Annotated in this window: 15 protein-coding genes; 9 read left to right on the top strand and 6 right to left on the bottom strand. The window is 53.0% G+C overall.

Annotated features, from left to right (window positions below; genetic code table 11):
• Nucleotides 1-69: 69 nt before the first annotated feature.
• Nucleotides 70-2943, bottom strand: a complete 2874-nt coding sequence (locus RBB75_RS11835) for an SLBB domain-containing protein (RefSeq protein WP_353068207.1) — start codon at nucleotides 2941-2943, stop codon at nucleotides 70-72.
• Nucleotides 2944-3613: 670 nt separating this feature from the next.
• Complete coding sequence (locus RBB75_RS11830; protein WP_218884474.1) at nucleotides 3614-4876, bottom strand: nucleotidyltransferase family protein; 1263 nt, start codon at nucleotides 4874-4876, stop codon at nucleotides 3614-3616.
• Nucleotides 4877-5271: 395 nt separating this feature from the next.
• On the opposite strand from RBB75_RS11830, the gene RBB75_RS11825 reads away from it, so the two are divergent.
• Together RBB75_RS11825 and RBB75_RS11820 are read left to right on the top strand one after the other, a co-directional pair.
• Entirely contained in the window at nucleotides 5272-6270 is a 999-nt protein-coding gene (locus RBB75_RS11825; RefSeq protein WP_179636808.1) for a hypothetical protein, read from the top strand.
• The gene (locus RBB75_RS11820) at nucleotides 6267-6581 is read left to right on the top strand and encodes a c-type cytochrome (protein WP_353068206.1); all 315 of its coding nucleotides are present in this window, start codon (nucleotides 6267-6269) and stop codon (nucleotides 6579-6581) included. The genes RBB75_RS11825 and RBB75_RS11820 overlap by 4 nt, the downstream gene beginning before the upstream one ends.
• A gap of 244 nt (nucleotides 6582-6825) precedes the next feature.
• Here RBB75_RS11820 and RBB75_RS11815 read toward each other — a convergent pair whose 3' ends face one another.
• Both RBB75_RS11815 and RBB75_RS11810 read right to left on the bottom strand, forming a co-directional pair.
• Complete coding sequence (locus RBB75_RS11815) at nucleotides 6826-7830, bottom strand: aldolase (protein ID WP_179636804.1); 1005 nt, start codon at nucleotides 7828-7830, stop codon at nucleotides 6826-6828.
• A 162-nt stretch (nucleotides 7831-7992) separates the two neighbouring features.
• Nucleotides 7993-9231 carry a putative sugar O-methyltransferase gene (locus tag RBB75_RS11810; RefSeq protein ID WP_353068205.1) on the bottom strand — a complete coding sequence of 413 codons (1239 nt, stop codon included), beginning with the start codon at nucleotides 9229-9231 and terminating at the stop codon, nucleotides 7993-7995.
• Between the two features lie 381 nt (nucleotides 9232-9612).
• On the opposite strand from RBB75_RS11810, the gene RBB75_RS11805 reads away from it, so the two are divergent.
• The 5 genes from RBB75_RS11805 (at nucleotide 9613) to RBB75_RS11785 (ending at nucleotide 15795) form a co-directional block, all read left to right on the top strand.
• Nucleotides 9613-10635: a phytanoyl-CoA dioxygenase family protein gene (locus RBB75_RS11805; protein ID WP_179636800.1), complete on the top strand. Its 1023-nt coding sequence runs from the start codon at nucleotides 9613-9615 to the stop codon at nucleotides 10633-10635.
• Entirely contained in the window at nucleotides 10632-12482 is a 1851-nt protein-coding gene (locus tag RBB75_RS11800; RefSeq protein ID WP_353068204.1) for an ABC transporter ATP-binding protein, read from the top strand. Before RBB75_RS11805 ends, RBB75_RS11800 begins: the two co-directional genes overlap by 4 nt.
• A 116-nt stretch (nucleotides 12483-12598) precedes the next feature.
• Complete coding sequence (locus RBB75_RS11795; RefSeq protein WP_353068203.1) at nucleotides 12599-13879, top strand: hypothetical protein; 1281 nt, start codon at nucleotides 12599-12601, stop codon at nucleotides 13877-13879.
• Nucleotides 13863-14642, top strand: a complete 780-nt coding sequence (locus RBB75_RS11790) for a DUF2306 domain-containing protein (RefSeq protein WP_353068202.1) — start codon at nucleotides 13863-13865, stop codon at nucleotides 14640-14642. The genes RBB75_RS11795 and RBB75_RS11790 overlap by 17 nt, the downstream gene beginning before the upstream one ends.
• Nucleotides 14643-14766: 124 nt before the next feature.
• Entirely contained in the window at nucleotides 14767-15795 is a 1029-nt protein-coding gene (locus RBB75_RS11785; protein WP_353068201.1) for a flavin reductase, read from the top strand.
• 126 nt (nucleotides 15796-15921) lie between these two features.
• Here the strand turns inward: RBB75_RS11785 and ribA are convergent, their stop codons facing one another.
• Together ribA and RBB75_RS11775 are read right to left on the bottom strand one after the other, a co-directional pair.
• Entirely contained in the window at nucleotides 15922-16614 is a 693-nt protein-coding gene (ribA, locus tag RBB75_RS11780; protein ID WP_353068200.1) for a GTP cyclohydrolase II, read from the bottom strand.
• The gene (locus RBB75_RS11775; RefSeq protein WP_353068199.1) at nucleotides 16611-18713 is read right to left on the bottom strand and encodes a glycosyltransferase 87 family protein; all 2103 of its coding nucleotides are present in this window, start codon (nucleotides 18711-18713) and stop codon (nucleotides 16611-16613) included. Before RBB75_RS11775 ends, ribA begins: the two co-directional genes overlap by 4 nt.
• A 278-nt stretch (nucleotides 18714-18991) precedes the next feature.
• Between RBB75_RS11775 and RBB75_RS11770 the strand changes: the two genes are divergently transcribed.
• Nucleotides 18992-20500 carry a B12-binding domain-containing radical SAM protein gene (locus RBB75_RS11770; protein WP_179638725.1) on the top strand — a complete coding sequence of 503 codons (1509 nt, stop codon included), beginning with the start codon at nucleotides 18992-18994 and terminating at the stop codon, nucleotides 20498-20500.
• A gap of 136 nt (nucleotides 20501-20636) precedes the next feature.
• The gene (locus RBB75_RS11765) at nucleotides 20637-22076 is read left to right on the top strand and encodes a B12-binding domain-containing radical SAM protein (RefSeq protein WP_353068198.1); all 1440 of its coding nucleotides are present in this window, start codon (nucleotides 20637-20639) and stop codon (nucleotides 22074-22076) included.
• Nucleotides 22077-22105: the final 29 nt, after the last annotated feature.

Here is a 22105-nt window from a genome sequence, read left to right as displayed (position 1 = left end):
CATTGAAGCGTCCCGTTCGGCATAGGAGTGTCAGGGTCCAGTACGCGGAGTGGTGCAACCACAGCGACCTTAGATATTCGCTACGGCTGCGGTTATGGCAATCGACGACGCGAGTTGTGCAGCAGTGAGGAGATTTTTCCAGAAGAGGGAGGCCCCAATCACTTTCTGCGGTACAACCACAACGTCGCCGGGGCCAAGCTTTGTGGAGAGGACAGAAGGATCGAACAGGCCGCCCGAATGTCGACCAATGACCGAGCCATTGGCGCGGATCACGAAGATCTCCCTTCGGTTCGCCGTATCACTCGTACCGCCCGCATGCTGCAGATACCAGCTCGCAGTTTTGCCAGGTGCAAAGGTCAGTGCCGTGGCGTTGTATACCTGACCGGTAATCAGAACAAACCCGGGACGTTTAGGAATCGTCAAGACGTCGCCGCGACGCATTTCGATGTCGATAGAGGTGTTCGCCCAAATATCGATGTCCGACGAGATGTGGACGACAAGGCGGCCTGTTGGTGGCTCACTCTTCAAGCGGGCTAATACCTGATCCTGTTGCGCCTGGATCAATTTCAGCGTTGCCCCGGAGTCGCCTGCACCCAGATTCGGTGAAAGACGTGCCGAAGCCGAGCTCGTCTCAATTTGTCGAATAAGTTCTTCGCGGCTCTTCTGTTCGAGTTCGCGCACCTGATCACGAACAAGTACTGCACCTGCTGGATATGCCGTTTCGCGGAATCCACCAGCGCGTCGCAGCACAGAGCTGAGGCGCTCTCCTTCTCGAAATCCATACGTGCCGGGATAAGCGACCTGTCCTTCGATCTGTACCGACTGACCGATTTCATTCCATCCGGTGATCTGGTGGATGGTTAGGATGTCTCCCGGTTTGAGCAGAACGTCTGCTTTCGGCTCCGTCCCCGCAACGGCCGTACCGATGTGAACAGTAACCAAGTTTCCCGTGACTCGAGTTCCGTTTGCCACGCCGTAGCTTGTCAGATCTGCCTCATCGAGCATGGCGTCGCGTTTGAATCCACCGGCCATACGGACGAGTTGTGCAGCCGTCATGCCATCGGACAATGGGTAAGTAGATGGTCGCAGTACCTCGCCCTGGATCGTCACCTTTGGGGCATCCGCTTGGTATCGACCCAGAATGCGAATCGTATCGAATGTCTGAAGGTCGAGATTGCTGTTCCCGATGAGCACATTCGGCACATTGAAGTTGATGGTCTCTGCGTGGAGATCCGGTGGGACGAGGCGGATAATCTCCCCTACAGGCGACGGCTCCGGCAGCAAGTCTTGGTAACTGTGCAGAACGTCACTGAGACGCATGCCGTCACTGTACGAACGCCTGCCTGGGCGAACGACGTGCCCCTCAAGATAAATCGCTCGTTGACTATAGGGCAGAATGGGTGCAATCCGAATGCGATCACCATCCCGGATCTGGAACGCCGCAATGGTGGCACGGTCGGCGTCAGCAGCTCCGGTCGCAGAGGTCTTAAGTGTGACTGTCTCGCGTTGTCGATTGATATCGATTCTTTCGATCGTGATGTTTCCAAGAGACGCTGCCGCAGTAAGACCTCCGGCATCGCTGATTGCGAGGTCCAACGTCGATTCGCCGGGCTTCAATTCATAGATCGCGGGCCGCTTGACCGCGCCTGCGACGGCAACCTGTGGTCCTATAGGTGATATCAGCAAGGTGTCACCGCTCTCGAAGCGGGCGCCCTTTGCGCGGACTCCATGCAGCAGAAAGTCGTAAAGATCTATATTCTCAACAAGCTGCTCTCCACGGAGATGGCGCACCATCCGAAGGGACCCGGCCGCGGTAGGGCCACCCGCGAGATAGAGTGCACTTAACGGAGTTGCCAGAGAACTGATGTCATACCCGCCGGGCCGCTGGACATCGCCAACAACGTACACTCGCACGGAGCGAAGACGCGACACGGTCACGGTCACCTTAACATCTCGATATTGTTTCTTAAGTGCGCTGTCAATCAGGCTCTCCGCGCGATCGAGCGAAAGCCCGGCCAAGTCCAGCGAACCCGCCTCAGGCAACAAAATGCGTCCGTCGCGGTCGATAACTCGATTCACACTCTGTGTCATGCCACCCCACATGTTGATCGTGAGTGTGTCACCTGCGCCGATCACGTAGTCGGGACCCAGTGGCACGTCCAGAGGGGTGTCCCGACCAGCCCCGCCACGAGCCATTGCGGAGACGTTGCGGTTGACAAATACATCTGAACCGAAGCGCTTGAGCGGGAGAGTCTGTTCGGGGATCTGCGTATATAAATCACGCATCGATTGCAGATTATAAGGAGCAGGCTGCCGCAGAACCTTTGGTGGGTCAGTGGAGCCATTCACCGGTTCACGGCCACGCATCGGTTCGTTGGAAGATTGATTGGCGGCCGAGCCTACCAACTGAGCTGCGCGACCAGAAGCCTCGATTTGATCGGGCGAAGAGAGATCAGCTGCGGCAAGTCTGGCAGTATCACTTCCAGCCAACGCAGGAGACTGACCTGATAGTCCAGTGCTTTCTTGGCCGGTCAGGTCACTGCCTTCCGCGGTTCCGATATTTGAATTGGAGCCCAAACTTTGGAGATCGTCCTGCGAAACGTACCCTCTTGCGCGAAGAAACATCGTGATGTTCGCGCGCAGATCGCCGTTTGTTGCGATCTGGCTGTAGAGCATCTGGTCGGAGATATCGTTGGCGTCGATAGGCGTCCCCTGCTGTTGGAGGTGATCGGCTACCTGGGACTTCAACTCCACGACCAGATCGGGATTCTGCTGCAGGATATGGATGATTTGATTCGAGGAAAGGGTAGCCGGAACGGCGAGGGTGCTTGAGGAGCTGCTTTTATCGTCCTGCGATCCGTCACTTTGGGATTGCTCCGTAGCTCCTAGACCTGGGCCTGGAGTTGAGGGAGATTGGGTCGTAGTCTGAGGAGGTGAGAACACTCCTTGCGCTCGTGAAGACTGACCCAGCATCGCCGTAATTGCCAACAAGCCGCTTGCCGCAACCGCGTGCGAACGCGACATACGACAGCGGGAGGCAGTCTCAAGCGAGGGTATGATTCGAATTGGCTTGAGAATGCGGAATGGCCTGGAAGATATCAGCATAGGTTTCTCTTCGTCTCTCAACGTAAAGAACTCGAACCGCTGCGGTGTCATGCCTTCGTAAGGCAAATGTCAATCTCTTGTCTGCGCGAGATGGGGCTTGCAGCGTCTATCCTTGCGCCGATTGACAATCTTCACAGCTTATGGCTCGATGGCCGATCAGACTTGCTGTTCAGGATGCGGGGGCTTGCGACAGAAAAACAGACGGAGAGATGGATAATGACGGTCACATACGTGCGTTGCCTCAGAGATGTGGCTTAGACCAGTGAAATACCGGCTCACTGAATTAATCCCGGTGTGCACCATAGACCCTAGCGAAGTAGCACAACTGCGATGTCATGCGCGCGCGATTGAACTCAAGAAAGTTGAGCACGCGCCTTGAGTCTTTACACCAACAGCAAAACGGGGCTTCAGGCAAATAGGACTTGGCATAGATTGCCTATTCCGCCCTGTCGAGCTTGTTTGAATACAAATGAGCCGCTGCCAACATGAAGCGAGGTGGAACCTCAATTCAAAGTGCAAGTCGACGGGTTCCCTGACGCCATTTGACCGACTCGCAGAGATAGCGGAGACCTTCAAATACGTGAAAGCGCAGGCGGAAACATACAAAACTAACTTGCATAAAGTATCGTCTGATCCGCTCCGGAACTGTCTCGTTCGGAGGCGTATGGGCAATCGCGGGCGGCAAACTCCGCGGTAGCAGTGATTTTCGGAGCGACCGCTTCGAGGGCATACCTTCGCGTTCAAGCTCTCTCTGGAGCAACAGGTAAAGTTTGCTGCCCGGAAAGCTAGCAAGAACAGACTTGCATCCATACAGTCTTACCCAGGACCGTACGCGAGCCGGAACGTGAGTAACCGTCCAGTTTGTCAGTGTCTCAGGAGCGAAATTACCCATAACCTGAGTAGTCAACATAGTAATGACCCCGAGTGCCAAAGCCGCTTTTGGATTCTCCTCAGCTGCAGCCTGGACTTCTTCCCAGAAGAGGTCATCGTGATGACGAGCGAGCACATGCCGGTAGAATTCGACGAGGTGTGCAGTCCGTGAAAACTCGCTGGCTACATGCTTGAACAGGTGCAACCCCTGCCCTACGAAAAGATCGCTGCGAGAAAGCACCGGAATGGAGACATCATTGAAGTCGAGTTCATGTTTTCGCGCGAGCACTGAGGGGTAGCTCTGATCGCTTGTTTCAGCGTGTAGCTCTATGCAACTCAACGGAAGAGGTTTGTATAAATCCTTCACGGACCTGCCCGGAGCATGGGGCGTCTTGAATTCCCAGCTCTTGCCGCTGACCGCGTGGAGGTAATAGCCTCGTTGTTCCAAGATCCGGCGCGCCTCTGGTATATGATCCTCCGCTACTAAGAAATCCAAGTCTAGTTGCGATCGCAGCCACGGCTTTGGCGCCGAAAGTGGCCAGAGCGAAAATCCTTTAAGGGATGCATACGAGAGGTGTGCGTGCTGAAACTCACTGTGAATCGTATTTGATTCGGCCGCCATGCTCTGAGTGCGGGCAATGTTGTCATGGAGATTCTGCTGCAGACGTTCCAGTACCAATGGCGGTAGCATTTCGGATCGTTGCAACGCCAGCATCCGGTCGAGAAAATACAGTGCAAGACCACTGGTATCCAGCCAATGCAGCAGCTTCTTCCAATCCTTATAGGAGATATGCCGCAGTAGCGAACACTGGGAAGGAGGCGGGTCGCAGAAGGTCAACAGCACCGCATGCCTGATTTGTTGTTCGGCGCTCAGAGAATCTTTTATCGCTTCAAATTTCATGCGGACTCGGAACCAAGACAAATACCAAGCCGTTCCGCGACGCCGTGAGCTGCTCGCCAACCTGCATTGGTGACTTCAACTGTAGGAAAGATTCTAGGGACGTTTGTCATAGGGCTGTAAACCAATTGTCATTTTCCCCTCGCGCCAATCGACGATTGCCGAGCATACAGATCAGTGAATGCGCACACGTAGAAGGTTGAGCCGTTGGGCCACTATCCCGGGGTGGTACACCAGAAGATTTCGCTTGATGGTGAATGACAAACCTTTGACAAAGGACATACGAGCCTGAGACACATCCGGCTGGAGACGTAACTACAGTTGCATTTATGCCGTGCCCCAGACGAGATTTCCGCTTTTTCAAATCACGATGGTCTGCGAGACTGCTCCTATTCGGCGTGGCCGTACTCTTCGCTACACAGTACGGCAAAGCCCAGGACACACCGCTAATCTCCGGCGGTGTTGGGTTCTTCACAAACACCACTGCGGGCAGTACCACCTATTTGCCGATCGTTTCGCCCTTGTTAGCCGCACCAATCGGAGATCACTTTTTCATCGAGTCTCGAGCGGCACTGCTCGAGGACTTTACACCCAAGGCTGACGGTCAGTCCGGCTACGACCATAGTCATTTCATTGGGTTGACCTACCTTCAGGGCGATTACATTGCTTCTTCGCATGTGACCGTAGTGGGCGGGAGTTTCTTGACCCCATTCGGAACCTACAACGAACGGCTATCTCCAATCTGGATTAATAATCTTCAGGATGGACCATTGATCCAGACACTAGGAGTTATGACCACAGGAGTTGGTCTCGGCGGTCAGGTGCGAGGATCCGCAATCTCACGGCGTAACTTCTCCATTGACTATGCTGCATACTTCTCTGCGCGCAGTGGGAACGAACAGTTCAATTCAAAGCGCTCCTCCGGTGGGCGCGTGAGCCTGTATCTGCCGGCGAAACGTCTGGAGGTAGGTTTTTCTTACGGCCGGCTTTTGCAAGGCACTCAAGAGAACTTCTACGGAACGCATGTCTGGTGGGAGCCCAAGGATAGTGCTTTTCGTTTGCGTTCAGAGTGGGCTCGGGGACAGCACGCACAGGGCTATTGGGTGGAAGCTGATTATCGGCCCACATACTTCGGGGGACTTAATAGCTGGATCGGCCGAGTGGAGCCTATCTTCCGTATTCAGCAGACGTTTCGAATCGACAGCATAGCGAGCGATAGTTTGCCAATAGTCAACTCACAGCGTGCAGACTTCGGCCTGGACTATAACCTACCGCACAATACGAGAATTCTCACAAGCTATTCGCGGCAGTTCTCTTCCAGCGGAAACGTCAACATCTGGGAGACTGGAATCGTATATCGATTCCTCTTCCCGGCCTGGAAAGGAAAGCAAAAATGAACCAGCCGTATCCCTTCACCTATGCTTTTGGTTTAGTTGCGCTTCTTACGCCGTTTATGGCCGCGCAAACTCAGCCTCAAGCTAATCAGCGGACCTCCGCACACGTTGATCAGAAAGCATCCGCGAAACAAAACTCGCCGGTGCTCCATAATGAGGGCGATCGCATCTTCGCACAAAACTGCTCGCGATGCCATACGGCACCTGATGGGTTCTCGCCCAATATATCGGGCACGGTAGTGCGCCACATGCGGGTGCGAGCATCGCTCAGCCAGCACGATGAACAAGAGCTCCTTCGCTTTCTAAATCCCTAAATAGCTGACATATCTCAGTGACAGTCGATCCGTTCCTGACTTCGAAAAATGTGCGTTCTTCGCGTCGATTGAAATCCCGGATTGGTTTGCAACATGATCTTCCTCCCGCGCTGGATTTGCGTTCTTCAAGTCTTCGCCGAAGGTGGATTGCCCGGTTGTTTATGCTTGGTGGGATCGCTAGGGGGTCAGAGATGGCGTCTCTCCTTTTTGCCCGGCTAACATTTCAGATGTAAAGCAAAATCCACTACTGTCTGTCGTGAACCAGCTTCTCCAGCCGATGAACTGCCCAGTTTAGATCCTTGTACCGCAGTTCGAAGACTTCGGCGGTCAACAATTGTTCAATAGCCGCATGTTGCCGATCGCGTGTATCTGGTGGTCCGAATAGCATCTGGCGCATAAAGTTGCGCGTCACGTCCTTGCGATAGGGTACAAGGCCCTGCCTACCTTCCGAACGACGATTCAAGAACACGATGAAGTCGACCTTCGTTGCCTGAGCACAGGTCAATCCCGGGATCATTGATGTCTGCATCTCTACGGATGGTTTACCGGCCGCTCGTGGCATCATCTTGAGCTCTCCGATCTCCGGAAACAGCTCTGCCGCGGTCGGCCGGAACCTTACCTGATGGCAGTTGCCTGTAACCACGCGATCCTTGCCACCGCTCAACAGATAACTTCCGTCGTCAGAGACGTACGTCCATCCCTTTCGCGCGCATGCGTAGGACAATGTAGATTTGCCTGCTCCTGAGTCTCCACAAAGCAGCACACCGCGCCCCTTCAGTGCCACGCATCCTGCATGTACCGGTGTTGTGTGACAAGACGCAATGCAGGAGACCGGGGTTCCGAGGAAGTAATACCCTGCGTATAGTTTGTGATGGAGGGCCGCATCCGATAGACATATCTGCGTGGTATTCCGCTCCATATCGACGATGCTGTAGTTATCTTTGTCCGCGATACTTATAAACAATGGCGACATAAGACGGTACACCGGCAGGGGCGGACAGTCGAGAGAATCGCTCGTTACCAAATGCACTTCGGAAGAGATGGGAGTTGTGTTGTACCGCTGCTCGAATTTGCCCCAAATACCCTCCAGCACCTCTAACACGTCGGCTGAGTTTGTTCTGACTTCGACGGGAAATCCATATGGGTAGAACCTTCTGGTCAGTGTGAGTTCGGGTTTCGGAAGCTCGGGTCTGGAAAAGTCCGGTAGTTGTGAGTTGTCACACGCCCGTTCGATCTCCTGGATCGTCATATTTGGGTTCCTTTATCTTTGCGAGGCCGAGAAATATCCGACGCTCCGAAGAGTTGCGCACAGGAGATGCTGATGTCGAATTTGTGAAGTTGCTTTGTCATATACTCGTCTGCCTTAAAGCTGATTATGAACAGAGTCTCTTTGTGTGCTGTTACCGATTTGTCACTCTTTTGTCCCAACATGGGCGTTCGTTCTCGGACTGGCTTGTTCAGACGTCGGTATGGATGTAGGTGAACGGCTAATTTGGTAAATACATTCCACATGACCAGCTTTGGGCGCGATATGACGATTCCAGCCGGACTGACGCGACTGCAACAATATGAATTGGCTAGGCATAGCTTCGGAGAAGTCCGCAATTCTCGCCGCAGAGATTTCGGTTCCTACATAAAGAAAATGATTTCGTGTGGTCCGGGCGATGTCGCATAAGTATTCCGGCATGACTTCCGGTGCGAGATCTGACATGGCATGTGAGCTAAAGCTAAGGTCGACTATGTTGTTCGGGAGATGCGCAAGCTCGAATAATGGCATTAGGATGACGTCGGCCTGCCGGATCGTATCGAAAGTCAACTCTGCCTCACCATACAAAACAGTCTTGAGGTGCGGGAAGTTTTTCAGCAGGTAATACGACGTGAGAGATATGCTTTCTGGCACATCGAAATCAATGTAAGTTGTTCCTGGGCGATCGCGAAGAAGATAATATGCCATTCCACCGAACCCCCCGCCGATCTCAGCGATCGTGGCGTGACCATGCAGAAGCCGGGCAATTCTCTGCGCGCAGTAGTGCTGGTACTCAGAGCCTACTCTGACGAGAGTATCTTCCAGAGCAACGCCGAAAGGGTTTCCGGTCGCCGGACCTGCCAGATCGCCAACCGTATAAGAGCCGCTTGTCTCCGCCTTCCAGTAGTCCAGGCGATAGAGAGCATCGACTAAATACAGACGGCGATAGAAATCGGCAATGATATGACCGAAATAATTGTTTTTTACCCGTTGTACGGGGAGCAGTCCCGTTGAACAATCATCGCGGAAGAAGTTCTCGTACATCTTCTGCAATGTATCTAGGTCGTGCGAAGCCAAAGCCCGCATGACAGACTCAAGTGTGTGATAGCGGTGTTGCTGCCACCAAGGGGTTGGATCGTATTTCCTCGGGGTAACCTGTTCTTGGCTCATTGCCAGGGAGTAGGCCCTGCAAATCCTTTGTAGTAATGGCCGATCGGAGCCGTTGTCACCGATGCGATCACTAAAGCCGCGAGTGACGCCATCAAGATCGTATCGGGGATCACCTTTGAAGTGATGGCCGCCTCGATACAAAAGCTCCCGATTTGTCCACGCCGTCCGACATCTGAGTCCGGCGGATTTCAGCGTTTGAACCGGATCACGTAGATACTTAGAAGCTAATTTCATATCGCCGTTCATGTAGTGGATTAGTCGGGAGGTTCGAGATGATGGGCAGGCGCATACAGCTTCCTTTACCGCTGATGGGCTTCTTAATTCGCAGCGTCTTTCCCAAGGTATGTGCCTGGCTGTTTCTACTTGTCGCTAGATTGTCTAAATGTATTCATTGCATTGTCGAGGTCCCTTGCACGAGCAAATTGGAATCCGATTCGATCGGCAGGCTGGCATATCTCGCGAGGTCTAGAGATTCAAAAGACAATGAAGTGACAACTCGATGACAAACGATAGCAGCACCGACCATATGCTCTGGAGGTCTGTTAGTACGCCGATGAACTACGCGTGCCAGTATGTTTGTCGTGATCCAGAGGACAACGAACTAGAGGTCATTAGATGCAGTCATTTCGCGAAATCGATGCTAGTCACGTGGATTCAGCTCACCTAAAGAACGAGTTGGATTCGCGTGGTTACGCGCTCATCAGGCGGCTCCTGCCATTTGAAGACATTGAGAATTTGCTGCGCAAGATCGCGCAGATTCTCTCTGACGAAGGCTGGCTGCTGCCAAATCAGCAACCCATAGCGCGAGCAGCCAACCTAAGGGCAGCCTGTAGTGAATCTGATCCTGCATTCAAGCGACTCTACGAAAAAGTTTTCAACCTTGAAGCCTTGCACTCTTTTGCTCATCACCCAAAAGTTTTTGAGGTAATGCGTTTGCTGGTTGGCCCAAAGCTGCTTGTTCACCCGAAACCGATCGTTCGATTGATCTTTCCTAATTGCGATCGATCAGTGATTCATGCACATCAGGATCACTTAGCCGTTGGAGGTGATACGAACTGCTTTACAGCGTGGTTGCCACTTCACGACTGTCCAGCTGAACTCGGTCCGCTGCAGGTTCTGGAAGGTTCCCATCGTTTCGGCCTGCAGGACGCCGATCCTGACACCGGAGTAATCTCAAAAGGTAATGTGCGAGGCAGAGAATGGGTGAGCGGGGCGATTAATGCGGGAGATGCGCTGATCTTCCATAGCTTAACTGTTCACTCCGCCTCTCCAAACACATCCAGTCAACTCCGAATTTCTATGGATTGCAGGTTTCAGGATTACTCGCACATTTTAAATCCTGCGAACTTCGTATTCCCCGGCTCGAACGATCGCTCATGGGAAAGCACCTATGCCTATTGGGTGTCGAAGGATCTTAAGTATTTCTGGAAGCACTTGCCCCTGAGATTCAAGCCATCAATTGACGAACTGACGACGCTTGTCAATACCGTCGATTCTGAGCGGATGCGAGTGCGTTACGGCAGAATCCTGAGCCAGATCAAGCTTCAGATGCCACTCGATACCATGTCAGAAGTTGATCAGGGCTCTCTATCGAGCCAGCTTCCGCTGCCGCAGAATCCGGTACACGAGGGCTTATGAATTCCTCTTCCGGAAGATCCAGCGACAGAGGCAATGTATATGCATCGGGCTGCGGATGGAAGCCAAAGCTTGTCACGGCAATCCCCGAGGTCTGGATGCTCGTCAAGCCATTTCGCTGGCTCATCTTTGGTTGTTTTACGTTGATGATCGTTAACCGCATATGTAGCCTTGCAGTTCCCGTCGCTTTCCGTTACTTAGTCAACGATGTAATGTACGGACATCGTTTCGATAAATTAGCGCTTATCGTGGGTGCCGTCGCTGGGGCGACATGCATTCAGGGTGTTACTACTTTTTTTCTTTCTCAAAAGCTTTCCATTACTGGTCAACGTTTGATCGCGGACCTTCGGAAACAAGTTCAGAAACATATTGGTCGCCTCCCCATCTCGTTTTACGATGGCAGTCGCGCGGGAGATCTCACCGCCCGCATTATGAACGATGCGGAGGGTGTACGTGACCTGGTAGGCGCCGGCCTCGTGGATTTGGCAGGAGGTATTCTGACAGCGATCATCGCTCTAGTCCTTCTTTTACGCATCAGCACCTTGATGACAATGTTGACTTTCTGCGTTCTGTTCGGTTTTGGATTCTTTCTTAAGACTGCACTTGGCATTACGCGTCCGATTTTTCATGAACGCTCCAAGCTGACTGCTGAGGTAGCTGGGCGCTTAACCGAATCGCTTGCAGCTGTGCGTGTAGTAAAGGGCTACCGTGCCGAAGCTAGCGAGGCTAATGTGTTCGCCAATGGCGCTGAGCGCATACTTAAGAACCATGTGAGCTCCATCAGTGCACAATCATGTATGTCACTGGCGTCTACTATCCTGTTCGGCATAGTTGGCGGCCTGATCATGTATCTCGGGGCACTAGAGGTGAAGGGACACCGTTTAGACATCGGCAGTTATGTGGAGTTCATCGTGCTGCTGGCTTTTATGGTGGCTCCCATTGCCCTCCTCGTTAGTGTCGGAAGTCAACTTACAGAGTCCATCACCAAGCTTCACCGTACCGCGGTCCTCCTTAGAGAACCTAAGGAGGACAGTGAGATATGCCGTACCCAAATGATTGGTCCAATCCAAGGTAGCGTCGTCTTCAGGGATGTCTCATTCACTTACACAACCGGGAAGGCTGTATTGCATGGAGTTCAGTTCGAGGCCGATCCAGGTACAGTGACCGCGCTGGTCGGCGCTTCCGGTGCTGGTAAATCTACAATCATCTCGCTAATTTGCGGATTTTATATTCCAGTTAACGGCAAGATCTTTATCGATGATGTCGACTTGTCAACCGTGCAGCTCGACAGCTATCGCCAACAATTGGGCGTAGTGCTGCAGGATACATTTTTGTTCGATGGAAGCATCCGTGAAAACGTTCTATTCAGCCGTCCTGACGCACATAGAGAACAGTGGCTGGAGGCTTGCCGTATCGCCCGGGTGGATGAATTCGTCGAGCGACTTCCGGATCAGTATGAGACAGTCGTGGGCGAAAGGGGAATCCGGCTTTCGGGGGGACAGCGTCAGCGAATCTCCATCGCACGCGCCATTCTAGCGAACCCGCGCATTCTCATCCTCGACGAGGCCACAAGTTCGCTTGACTCAGAATCCGAAGCGATGATCCAAGCAGGTCTGAGTTCTTTAATGAGTGGCAGAACAACTTTTGTTATCGCTCATCGGCTTTCCACAATCCGGCGCGCAGACCAGATTCTTGTGCTTGATCACGGGAAGATCGTCGAACGCGGAACGCACGAATCTCTGTATACCCTCCAGCAGCATTACTATGACTTCTACACGAAACAATACGGACTTGAAAGCAACCTGTTTCTGGCAACAGGCGAAGGAGAACTATGCCCAACTCCAGTTTGACGGTTTGAGGTGTATGTTGCACCACGAGTCCAAGTAGCTATAGCAAGATGGCGAGTCATTGTGCCGGGTGTTGAATGTGCCCAAAGTTTGTCCAGGAATTCAGAGGATATGATCCCGTGAGTTTGACTTATATAAGTCATCCACTTAGCAGCGCCAGGAAAGCGAAGTCGTGGTTTGCCGCTCATGTTCACATGTGGAGGTTTGGCAACCATGGCCGAAGACGTTTTAAGAAAGATCCCCGCTATGACCTGCAACAGGTTACAGCTGGCTTCGCCAATCGTACCGATAAAGCGTCTGACGATACACCTCTTCTTGAACGGATCTGTGCAGCCTACAATAAAGCCGAAAGCGAGCCGCATTCCATGCTTGGCGCATATTTGGCGTCGGAGTCAGTGCGAAGGCTGCGACAAGGAAGTTTGAGCCCATCGATCCGGATGCTCATTGAGCATGACACTGTTGCTTTAGGAGAGATGTACCGAAACTTCTACCGCGATCCTTGCTCCGCCGGCTTGCTGGCAGCTCCTCAAGGGATGTCGGATGCGTACTTTGGACCGCAAATCAGAAACATTTACCGTCATTTTTATCTAAGCCACGTTTTATATCGCCTCGACTATTGGAAATATCTTACGGGCGACCGCTTCTCTCTGAAGGACCTAGCCGGATCGGGAATCGGAAATCCGTTTGGCGTCGTGATCGACGGGACGCATATCGCCGTCGGGGCGGAGTACTCACACTATTGCGCGAACCGGGTCGCGGGTTTAGTCGATCGCTTCTCCATACCCCATTCGACCATTGCGGAAATCGGTGGCGGCTTCGGCGCTATCGCCTACTATCTTCTCCGTAATCATCGACCTCTAACCTATTTTAATTTTGACATTCCCGAGCGAATTGCTCTGAACTCTTACCATTTGATGAGGGCATTTCCCAAATTAACTTTTTTACTATATGGCGAGAAGCCGCTGACGCAAGACAGTCTCTCAGAGGTTGACGTCGCACTGTTGCCTATATCTGCGCTGGCAGCCATTCAGAACGCCTCAGTCGACATCACTTTTAGCTCCAATGGAGTTTCGTCTCTATCGGCGGGCGCGACGACTGAGTGCCTGCAAAGGATTGCGGTCATCACCAGGCAGTCGGTGCTGTACATCGGCAATCAGGCGTCCAGCGAACTGATCGGAAGGCAGCTTGGCGAAGGAGCAGATGCTTTCACGCTGACGGATAGACGTACGTCGGGATGGCACAGTCATAAGGTTTCCGGCGCGGGTGTGGGAGGTGCAGCGGCCCTATCCAACTCTACATTGATCGAGCAGACTTTCAGTCGCAAGCCCGCGGTTGGCCATTCCGCCGTCGATGTGCCGGTGCTTGCTGCAAGAGAAGGAGCGCATGGTGCTCAACGGTGATCGAGACAATCACGCGATGCTGAGAGGACCACACGAGGGCATAGGGTCGTCGCCCGTGGGTGCTCCCCAAGACCCATCCAGAGGGATCGCGCAATTTGGTAAAGTAGCGACAGAAAAACAGGTTCCCCTTCCTTCTCAGCAGCGTTTTATGAAGGTTGCGCTTTGGATGCTAATCGGCGCGATGACACTCTGGGTTACGCTCTACAGCGAAGTACCGCTTCTCCGTCAAGCAGCGGAACGGGCGTATCTGGGCACCATTCTTTTTCTCATAGTCCCGCACATAACAGGCGGCGTCCTCGCACTTCTTATCGGGCCAATTCAGTTTTCGAGCCGAGTGCGCAGACGTTATCCAAGATTTCACCGGGGACTTGGAAGGATTTATGTGACTGCCGTATTTGTCGCCGCTCCGCTCGCGATAACGTTGTCAAACCACCGGCACGACCCCCGCGCTATCCATTTTGTTGTGGCCACTTCTGTTCAAGCCTGCGCATGGATACTTACTACTCTTGCAGCGTTTTTCACGGCTCGTAATGGCCACTTTAAGCAACATCGCGAATGGATGGTTCGTTCCTATGCTGTGACACTTACATTTGTGGGCACTCGTGTGCTTCAACCCATTCCGGCGTGGAACCGGCATAGTGAGGCCGGTTTCGCTATCGAGATCATCATAATCACATTTTTAGCCATCCTGATTCCAGATATTGCTTTCCATTGGCGGCAGCTGACAACACACCGTCCTAGAGCCGTTGTACTAAAAGCGTAGAACGAGAGAGCATCTGCCGGATGCTGAGATAAATGGTCGTCGTCCGGAGTTCAACAAGAGATTTGCTCGTTTCAGGTTCGACGTCCCCTCCATTCCAAAGAACCATTCAAGGAGAATCTTCTGTATGTCGATCGATACTGGAGTCCGCGCACGGATCAAGAGAGCTGCCTTAGGAAGAACCTTACTCCCCCAGGAATTCACCCTCGGGCTGCCGGAGCCGCAGACCGAGATCAGTGTCTTTCTGCGCGGTGCAGGTGTGAATCGTGACGTAACGGAACACCTTTCGACGGCATGTGCCGAGCCGTTGACGATCTGCATCGGCTTCGATGAAGGTACCTGCCCAAGCCGCAGAGAGCTCTCTGATCTGACCTTGGTGTTTTCGGAACGAAACGGCCAAGAGTGCGTCCTGGGTGAAATCGGTCTTGACTACAGGCAAACTTTGACTGGGGTACGCACGGAGTTCGTGTTCTTCGAACCGAGGAGTTCAAAGAATTTCTGTTTGCCGAATGGGCAGCTCGGACTCCATTACATTCTTCACGCATACCGGCAATGGAGGAGAGACAACACGCAAGGCATTACGATGTCATTCCTCGAGAGACGTGCATCTATGGTCACGTTCATCCGGCCTCACCCTATCATGTTGGTTAGTGTTGGCAATCACGAAGAAGGCAACCTCTTCCCCATGAATCTCTGCGGATATCTCGGTAACGGAAACTTCGGCTTTGCGTTGAGAACGGAACGAGTTGCCGGTACAGTTGTCCAGCGAGCTGGCTATGTGGCTCTCAGCAGCCTGCCCGAGCAGCAAGGCTATTTGGCTTATCGTTTGGCAAATCAGCACAAAAAAGAATCCGTTGATTGGAGTGAGCTTCCCTTCGCAACCAAGATCTCAAAGGTACTCGGCATTCCCATTCCAGAGTTCGCGCAGAGAGTGAAGGAGCTTGAGATTTGGAACTCCATCGCGGTTGGCAGCCACCGCTTCTTCATCGGGCGGATCCTTGAAGAAGAAACATACTCCAATGAATTGGCTTTTTGCTCAATCCACGGTTTTTACCAATCCTGGAGACTCAAGAAATTTGAACAACGCGATAGAGAGCTGGGGCGTTCTCTTGCAGCGGACAAATTTCACAAGCGAGAACGTCATCCCGCAAAGTAACGAAGCAATCACAAATGACGAAGACGCGAAGCTTGGCTACATGCTTCGGGCATGTTTACGCAAGAAAAGGAATGATGGTCCTCCATGGCCACGAATATTCTCGCCGACCTGGAGTTATGCAGAGGATCAGTTTATTACGCTCGCAGGAGGCTGGGTCGAGAGATGGCCGAGTTTTTCTCGTTTGATGGTAACGTAGTCCTCACAATGAGGATCTATCGGAACTTCAGCATTCAAACGTTCGACAATATGGATTCCTGATGATGTAAGCGCCCGGATCTTTTCTGGGTTGTTGGTCATCAGACGGACTCTCCGAATGTTCAGCGAACAGAGAATGTCTACCGGTAGCTGATAGTCACGGTGATCGATTGCGTGTCCTAGACGGAGATTTGCTTCAATTGTGTCGAGACCCTGATCATGTAGCTCATAAGCTTTCAGCTTCTCCATGAGGCCTATTCCCCGCCCTTCCTGGTGCTCGTACAGTAGTATCCCTGTACCTAGCTCCGCAATTGTGCGCAACGCAAGATGAAGCTGGTCGTGGCAGTCACACCGGAGAGAATGGAAGACATCCCCTGTGGCGCATTGAGAATGAATACGGACAACAGGAGCATCGCGGTAGAGGTTACCCGCGATGAGGGCGAGCGCTGTCTGTACACACTTCTCCTTGTTGTCTGGACTCGTGTACGTTCCCTCGAAAGCTAGCAGATGGAAGTCGGTCCACCGGGTTGGGAACTTCACTTGGGCGATCTGTTTTAGCTCTATCAGTGACAACCGGATCTCCTTTGCTATTGAAGGTGCTGATCCACGAGTGGACGTCTTCATGGAACGACTCGCCTGCGTGCTATTGCGGTAAACCATAAGCTGCGACCGCAGTCGGTGCCGTAAAGCAGAGTTTTCGAGTCCACCTCCCAACTTGGCTCAATTTGATTACAAGGAACATCCGCAATGCGTCTCGTTTCGCCGGTTTGTTGATTTCGGATCCATAGGTTCCAAGCGCCGCGATCGAAATGGCTGTATGCCATCCAGCGTCCGTCGGGAGAGAGCGCTGGATACCGCGACTGCCCCAGACTCAGCGGTGTGTTGTTGTGTAACGCGTCGCTTAAGTAAATCCCAGATGGGTGATTTCCCTCTACCGCAGAAAAAGCATACACGTGCTCAGAGAGGAAAGATGCCTCATATAAGTTGAGCGATGGAGGCGTAAGTACCACATCTGATGCCATCTGGGACTGGAAGTTTCTTCGGACGAGTAAACTGCCGTGACCATGGTAGTCGCGAACAAAAGCCAAGCTCGCTTGATCGGCGGAAAGCATCGGCTCACGTGCGTTCTCCACTATCACGTGTGAAGAACCTCCTCCTTCGAAGATTCGTGACTCCGGGTTCAGAGCCTCCTCGATCCACAGACCTTTCGCACCGGCGGTAAACGATAGGTCATCTCCTAAAGTAATGCCGTTCCTTATCGCGTCAGTCGTGCCCTCCAGGTGATATCCCGTCGCCGTGAATGCCAGATATCTGACTTTGTTTCTGGTGGATTCTGGGCTGGCAGAAAGCAGAGCTTGAGTCTGGAGCGGTAGCCGGTAAGCGTACTCTTGACGGACGGCCCGCTCCCGTTCGAGGGTGTAATGCACGCTGAACATAACTGCGGCGGTCATTGCCGCGACCCACGAGTATTGCGTCCAGCTCCACGACGAGCTCGGGGCCCACCGTTCAGAACGCAACAACATATAAGTTCCCAGTAGCAGCGCAAGCATCAATGGCAAACGCGGGATATACAGCAGAACTGCTGGGCCCATCACGCTGCCTGGGGCCGGCAGGGGCAGCCCGATACCCAAGTAGACGATGGCTAAAGCCAGAAGCCATCCATACCTCTTGCGTTTCAGCAGCATCGCTGTCAACACGCATACGGGAAAGGCGAGGAGAACGAAATTATATGAAGCCGGTATGGTGGAGATGGCTAGGGAAGCCAACAGCAGCGCCGACCACTCCAGCTGTGTCCGGTGAGGGTCTCGACCCTTCCCCCGCATGAGCAGAATCGCTGGCGCCAACAATACCATTTGCAGAGTTGGTTGCAGAATGGCATACCAAAATGGAGAGTAGTGCCAAGGATGCGGATTCCACTGTGGTTCATCGAGTAAGAGGTAATGCAGAACGCTCGAGATAGAGCCACTGGCTGTTACATACGGTGGCAGACCTTCCCCATGCAGAGTCCATGGAAGAATTTCCTGGAGATAGGTGCGATGTACGTTCCAGCCGAAGATCGAGACAGATGCCGCGAGAGTCGCTACCCCGGTAAGCACACCCGCAGTGAGGGTGCGCCATGCCTTGCGCTGCACGAAAAAGACAAAGAAAAATATCGGAAATACTTTGCAGGCTGCCGCGACAGCGATCAGGGCACCGGCAAGCGTATCTTTCTTGTGTAGATATGCCCAGCAGGCAGCCACAATCAGCAACAACAACACTAAATAGAACTGGCCATATAGCAAATTTCGATGCAAAGGAAAGCTTAGCGCGAAGATAAGTGCGATCCGCTGATAGGACAAGCCGGTTAGAGAGCGCAACAGCCAGCAAAGCGGGACTAATAATCCAAGATTCAGCAACAGCCACAAACGTTTTGCGGTAAGCGGTGAGAACTGCGTCAGTGGCCACATAGGCAAGGTAGATATCGGCGTGATGGGCAACATTCCAATCACACGAATATCTAAAGCACGATGGTCCTTCTCCCGCTGTAGCCAGACCCATTCATATATCCGGCTGGTATCGTACCCCTCGCGCGCCAGTCTCGCAGACATGTAATAGTTTGGGAAATCGGTATTCAGTTTGCCCCATGCACGTGGCAGGGTGTGTGCTCCCAGATAGAGCAACAAGATGAGGAGGAGGCCACCCTCTAGCCAGTGCAGAATACGATTGTGCGGCAGTGCGGTCACATCTCATCTTGCTGAATAGCCGCTCTGTGATTGTCACTCGGCCGTCATTTTGCGGTCATTCGGTTGTTGTCATCCCCGGATGGCGCATCTGATCGCGCAACTGCACCTTTCGTATCGCGTTATCGACGATAATTCCTGTGCATCTTGTCGGTTCGTAGATTGCCGTGTCTGACAGGCGGCCTTCTTGCCCGATAACAAGATGACAGACCGTTGACAACCTGGTGACAAGCTCCGCTGCACCGGCTCGCTATGCTCTCCATAGAAACGGCGGGTATAGCGTGCGAACATCTCGAAAGATCGTCTTCTTCTTTCCATCGTTTGCCAGTTCTGAGGCGACGGCACCGCTTGGCATTTTGGCGGTAGCGACCCCGCTGATCCGCGCTGGTTTCGAAATCGTACTGATCGATTCGACGATCACACCCGACTTCAAGAATCGCGTCCTGAAGGAGGTCAAGGATGCACTATGTCTGGGCGTATCCCTGGTGACTGGTCCGATGATCCGCGAAACCGTTGAGATCGCGAAGGCCGTGAAGGCATGGAACCCGGACTTCCCGATCGTGTTAGGAGGGTGGCATCCTTCATTGCTTCCAAAGCAGACGCTTGAGGCGCCCTACCTCGACTACATTGTGCGAGGACAAGGAGAAGAGAGCTTTCTGGAGTTGGTGCAGCACCTGCAATCAGGGTCCGCTCCGGACTTCGTTCCAGGGATCGGATTCAAACGTGACGGCAGGCTAATCATGACGTCAGAGCGTCCGCTCCGTCCGCTGGCCGAGATGCCACCCAAGGCATACCACATCGCGGATTTCGATGCTTATGAGCGCAAGTGCGGGCGGCGTTGGGCAATGTACACGTCCAGCCTCGCCTGCCCATTCAACTGCGCTTATTGCACCAACGCCGGCGTCTACGGACGCAAGTGGAACGCTCTATCTCCGGAACAGTTTGTGGAAGAGACGGTGGATCTGAGCCGCAGGTATGCACTCGATATGATCTGGGTGGTTGACGACAACTTCCTCGTTGACATGGACCGAGCCCGAGGAATCGCAGACGGTTTGGTGAGCGAAGACTCTCATTTCCAGTGGAGTATTCAAGCAACCAGCAATGTGGTCGCACGGCTTACACCAGAGGATCTGCGCATGCTGCGTCGAGCGGGCTTGCAGCAGATCTGCCAGGGTGTGGATTCTGGCTCACCTACAGTGCTGAAGGCTATGAATAAGGATTGGCAAGACTTTGATTCTATCTACGAAAGCGCGGCACGCTGTCTGGAAGCCGGAATACGACCGTCTTTCAATATCATTTTCGCATTTCCGGGTGAAGGCAGGAACGAACGCCGCGAAACTATTGATTTTATGATGAACGTCTGCCGAAGGTTTCCGGGCGCCGAATTCTGGACAAACATCTTCACCCCCTACCCCGGCTCACCGATCTTTTCAAAGGCCACGGAGCTTGGCATCGAGTTGCCGACTTCACTTGAGGCGTGGGCAGATTACTTCCCGCGGTACACCAGGCTTCCCTGGCTTAATGGAAGGGAGCACGACAGACTTCAGGTGACCCGGGATTATCTGCGCGTTGCATTCGACCGCATACCAATCGGAGCCGATAAGCGCGGTAAGATCACCCGCCTGATGCAAAAGTGCATTTCGCTCCCCGCACGTTGGCGATTGGATCACGATATATATCGGATGCCAGTAGAGCTCTGGCTCAACAACAAGCTAAAGCAATACACCTCAATGAAACCTGCCGTAGATGCTAAACGGCTTGCGAATACGCCAGCGGAGGCCGCGTGCTAGGCCGGCGCTGCTTCGTCAGGTCCAGGTTCGGTGAGGCTTGCCTGCACGCGAACTTGATGCGCAGAGGTGATTCTTGGTAGACATTCTCCTCACACATTCGTATCACCTTGCCTACGATCAGAAGCAAGTGCGAAAGATGCAGCCTTACCGTCCGCTCGGCACCCTGTACGCAGCGGCAGCTCTTCGCGATGCAGGTTTTTCTGTCGCCCTGTTCGATACCATGCTGTCGGATCCCGAGACGGAGTTCAGAAAGTCTTTGGCTTACCACGACCCAAAGATTGTGGTGATTTACGAAGACGACTTCAATTTTCTGACGAAGATGTGTCTCACACGAATGCGAGAAGTGGCCTGGCACCTAACCGACGCCGCAAAAGAAAAAGAAGTTCCGGTGATCGCGCATGGGTCAGATGCCACTGACCACCCCGAACTCTTCTTGAGTCATGGAATCGACTACGTATTGCGTGGCGAGGCGGAACAGGCTCTCGTAGCCCTTTGCACATACTTAATTAAGGGAAGAAAACCCGCCGAGATTGACGGACTCGTACGCATTGGAGACAGCGGTGAAGCGACCTATGGTGATCGATCGCTCTCGAGAAATCCTGATTGGACCGCTTTGCATCAGCCGCCTACCGATTTGACAGACTTCAATTCGTACCGTCATGCATGGAATAAGGCACATGGATTCTTCTCGGTTAACATGGTCTCGAGCCGCGGATGTCCATATCAGTGCAATTGGTGCGCGAAACCGATTTCAGGCAACAAATTTCAGCTGCGTGCTGCATCTTCTGTTGCGGAAGAGATGAGGCAACTCAAACATGAAGCGGGAGCTGAGCACATCTGGTTCAGTGATGACGTGTTCGCGTTGAATCGTCATTGGGTCCAGGAGTTTGTTTCAGAAGTCTCTCAAAGAGGGGCCGCGCTGCCATTTAAGATTCAGTCTCGCGCAGATCTGATGACTGAGGAAACGGTAGCAGCGTTGAGGTCAGCCGGTTGCGCGGAAGTATGGATGGGTGTTGAATCCGGTTCGCAGAAGATTCTGGACGCAATGGACAAAGGCCTGAATATATCTTCGGTCCGAGAGGCACGACAAAGGTTGAAGGAATTCGGGATTCGCGCAGGTTACTTCCTGCAATTTGGCTATCCAAGAGAATGTTGGTCCGATCTGCAAGAGACTATCGCTTTCGTCCGCAATACACGGCCGGATGACATTGGGATCTCATTCTCATACCCTCTTCCCGGCACCGTTTTCTATGAGCGCGTCCAGACACAACTTGGGTCTAAGCGCAACTGGGCCGATAGCGATGACTTGTGCATCATGTTTCAAGCAGAGTATACGAGCGGATTTTATCGCGCTGTCCGCGATGCTCTGCACGCAGAAGTCGACACCTGGACTCTCGATAGGCAGCGCTTCGAGGTAGGCTTTGCTTCCGTCGAACGCCTGTGGAATGAGGTATCTCTTCTGGAGCCGATTAGTAGAAATCCAGATGCAATCGAACTTACCGCGACGAACGCAAGTGGGAAGACTCGGGTGAATCTGGTTCCCATTCATCAGCTCACTGGAGCGACGGGGGCATAGATGCTCGACCTTCTACTCACTCACGGATA

The sequence above is a fragment of the Tunturibacter empetritectus genome, assembly GCF_040358985.1.
GTDB lineage: Bacteria > Acidobacteriota > Terriglobia > Terriglobales > Acidobacteriaceae > Edaphobacter > Edaphobacter empetritectus.
Note: the sequence above shows the minus strand (reverse complement) of the source record. Positions and strands in the feature narration are given on the sequence as shown.

What these genes read in the sequence shown, in the direction of transcription:
- RBB75_RS11830 (WP_218884474.1), bottom strand. Translation starts at nt 4,876, where the DNA reads ATGAAATTTGAAGCGATAAAAGATTCTCTGAGCGCCGAACAACAAATC.
- RBB75_RS11820 (WP_353068206.1), top strand. Translation starts at nt 6,267, where the DNA reads ATGAACCAGCCGTATCCCTTCACCTATGCTTTTGGTTTAGTTGCGCTT.
- RBB75_RS11815 (WP_179636804.1), bottom strand. Translation starts at nt 7,830, where the DNA reads ATGACGATCCAGGAGATCGAACGGGCGTGTGACAACTCACAACTACCG.
- RBB75_RS11810 (WP_353068205.1), bottom strand. Translation starts at nt 9,231, where the DNA reads ATGAAATTAGCTTCTAAGTATCTACGTGATCCGGTTCAAACGCTGAAA.
- RBB75_RS11805 (WP_179636800.1), top strand. Translation starts at nt 9,613, where the DNA reads ATGCAGTCATTTCGCGAAATCGATGCTAGTCACGTGGATTCAGCTCAC.
- RBB75_RS11800 (WP_353068204.1), top strand. Translation starts at nt 10,632, where the DNA reads ATGAATTCCTCTTCCGGAAGATCCAGCGACAGAGGCAATGTATATGCA.
- RBB75_RS11790 (WP_353068202.1), top strand. Translation starts at nt 13,863, where the DNA reads ATGGTGCTCAACGGTGATCGAGACAATCACGCGATGCTGAGAGGACCA.
- RBB75_RS11785 (WP_353068201.1), top strand. Translation starts at nt 14,767, where the DNA reads ATGTCGATCGATACTGGAGTCCGCGCACGGATCAAGAGAGCTGCCTTA.
- ribA (WP_353068200.1), bottom strand. Translation starts at nt 16,614, where the DNA reads ATGAAGACGTCCACTCGTGGATCAGCACCTTCAATAGCAAAGGAGATC.
- RBB75_RS11765 (WP_353068198.1), top strand. Translation starts at nt 20,637, where the DNA reads ATGCAGCCTTACCGTCCGCTCGGCACCCTGTACGCAGCGGCAGCTCTT.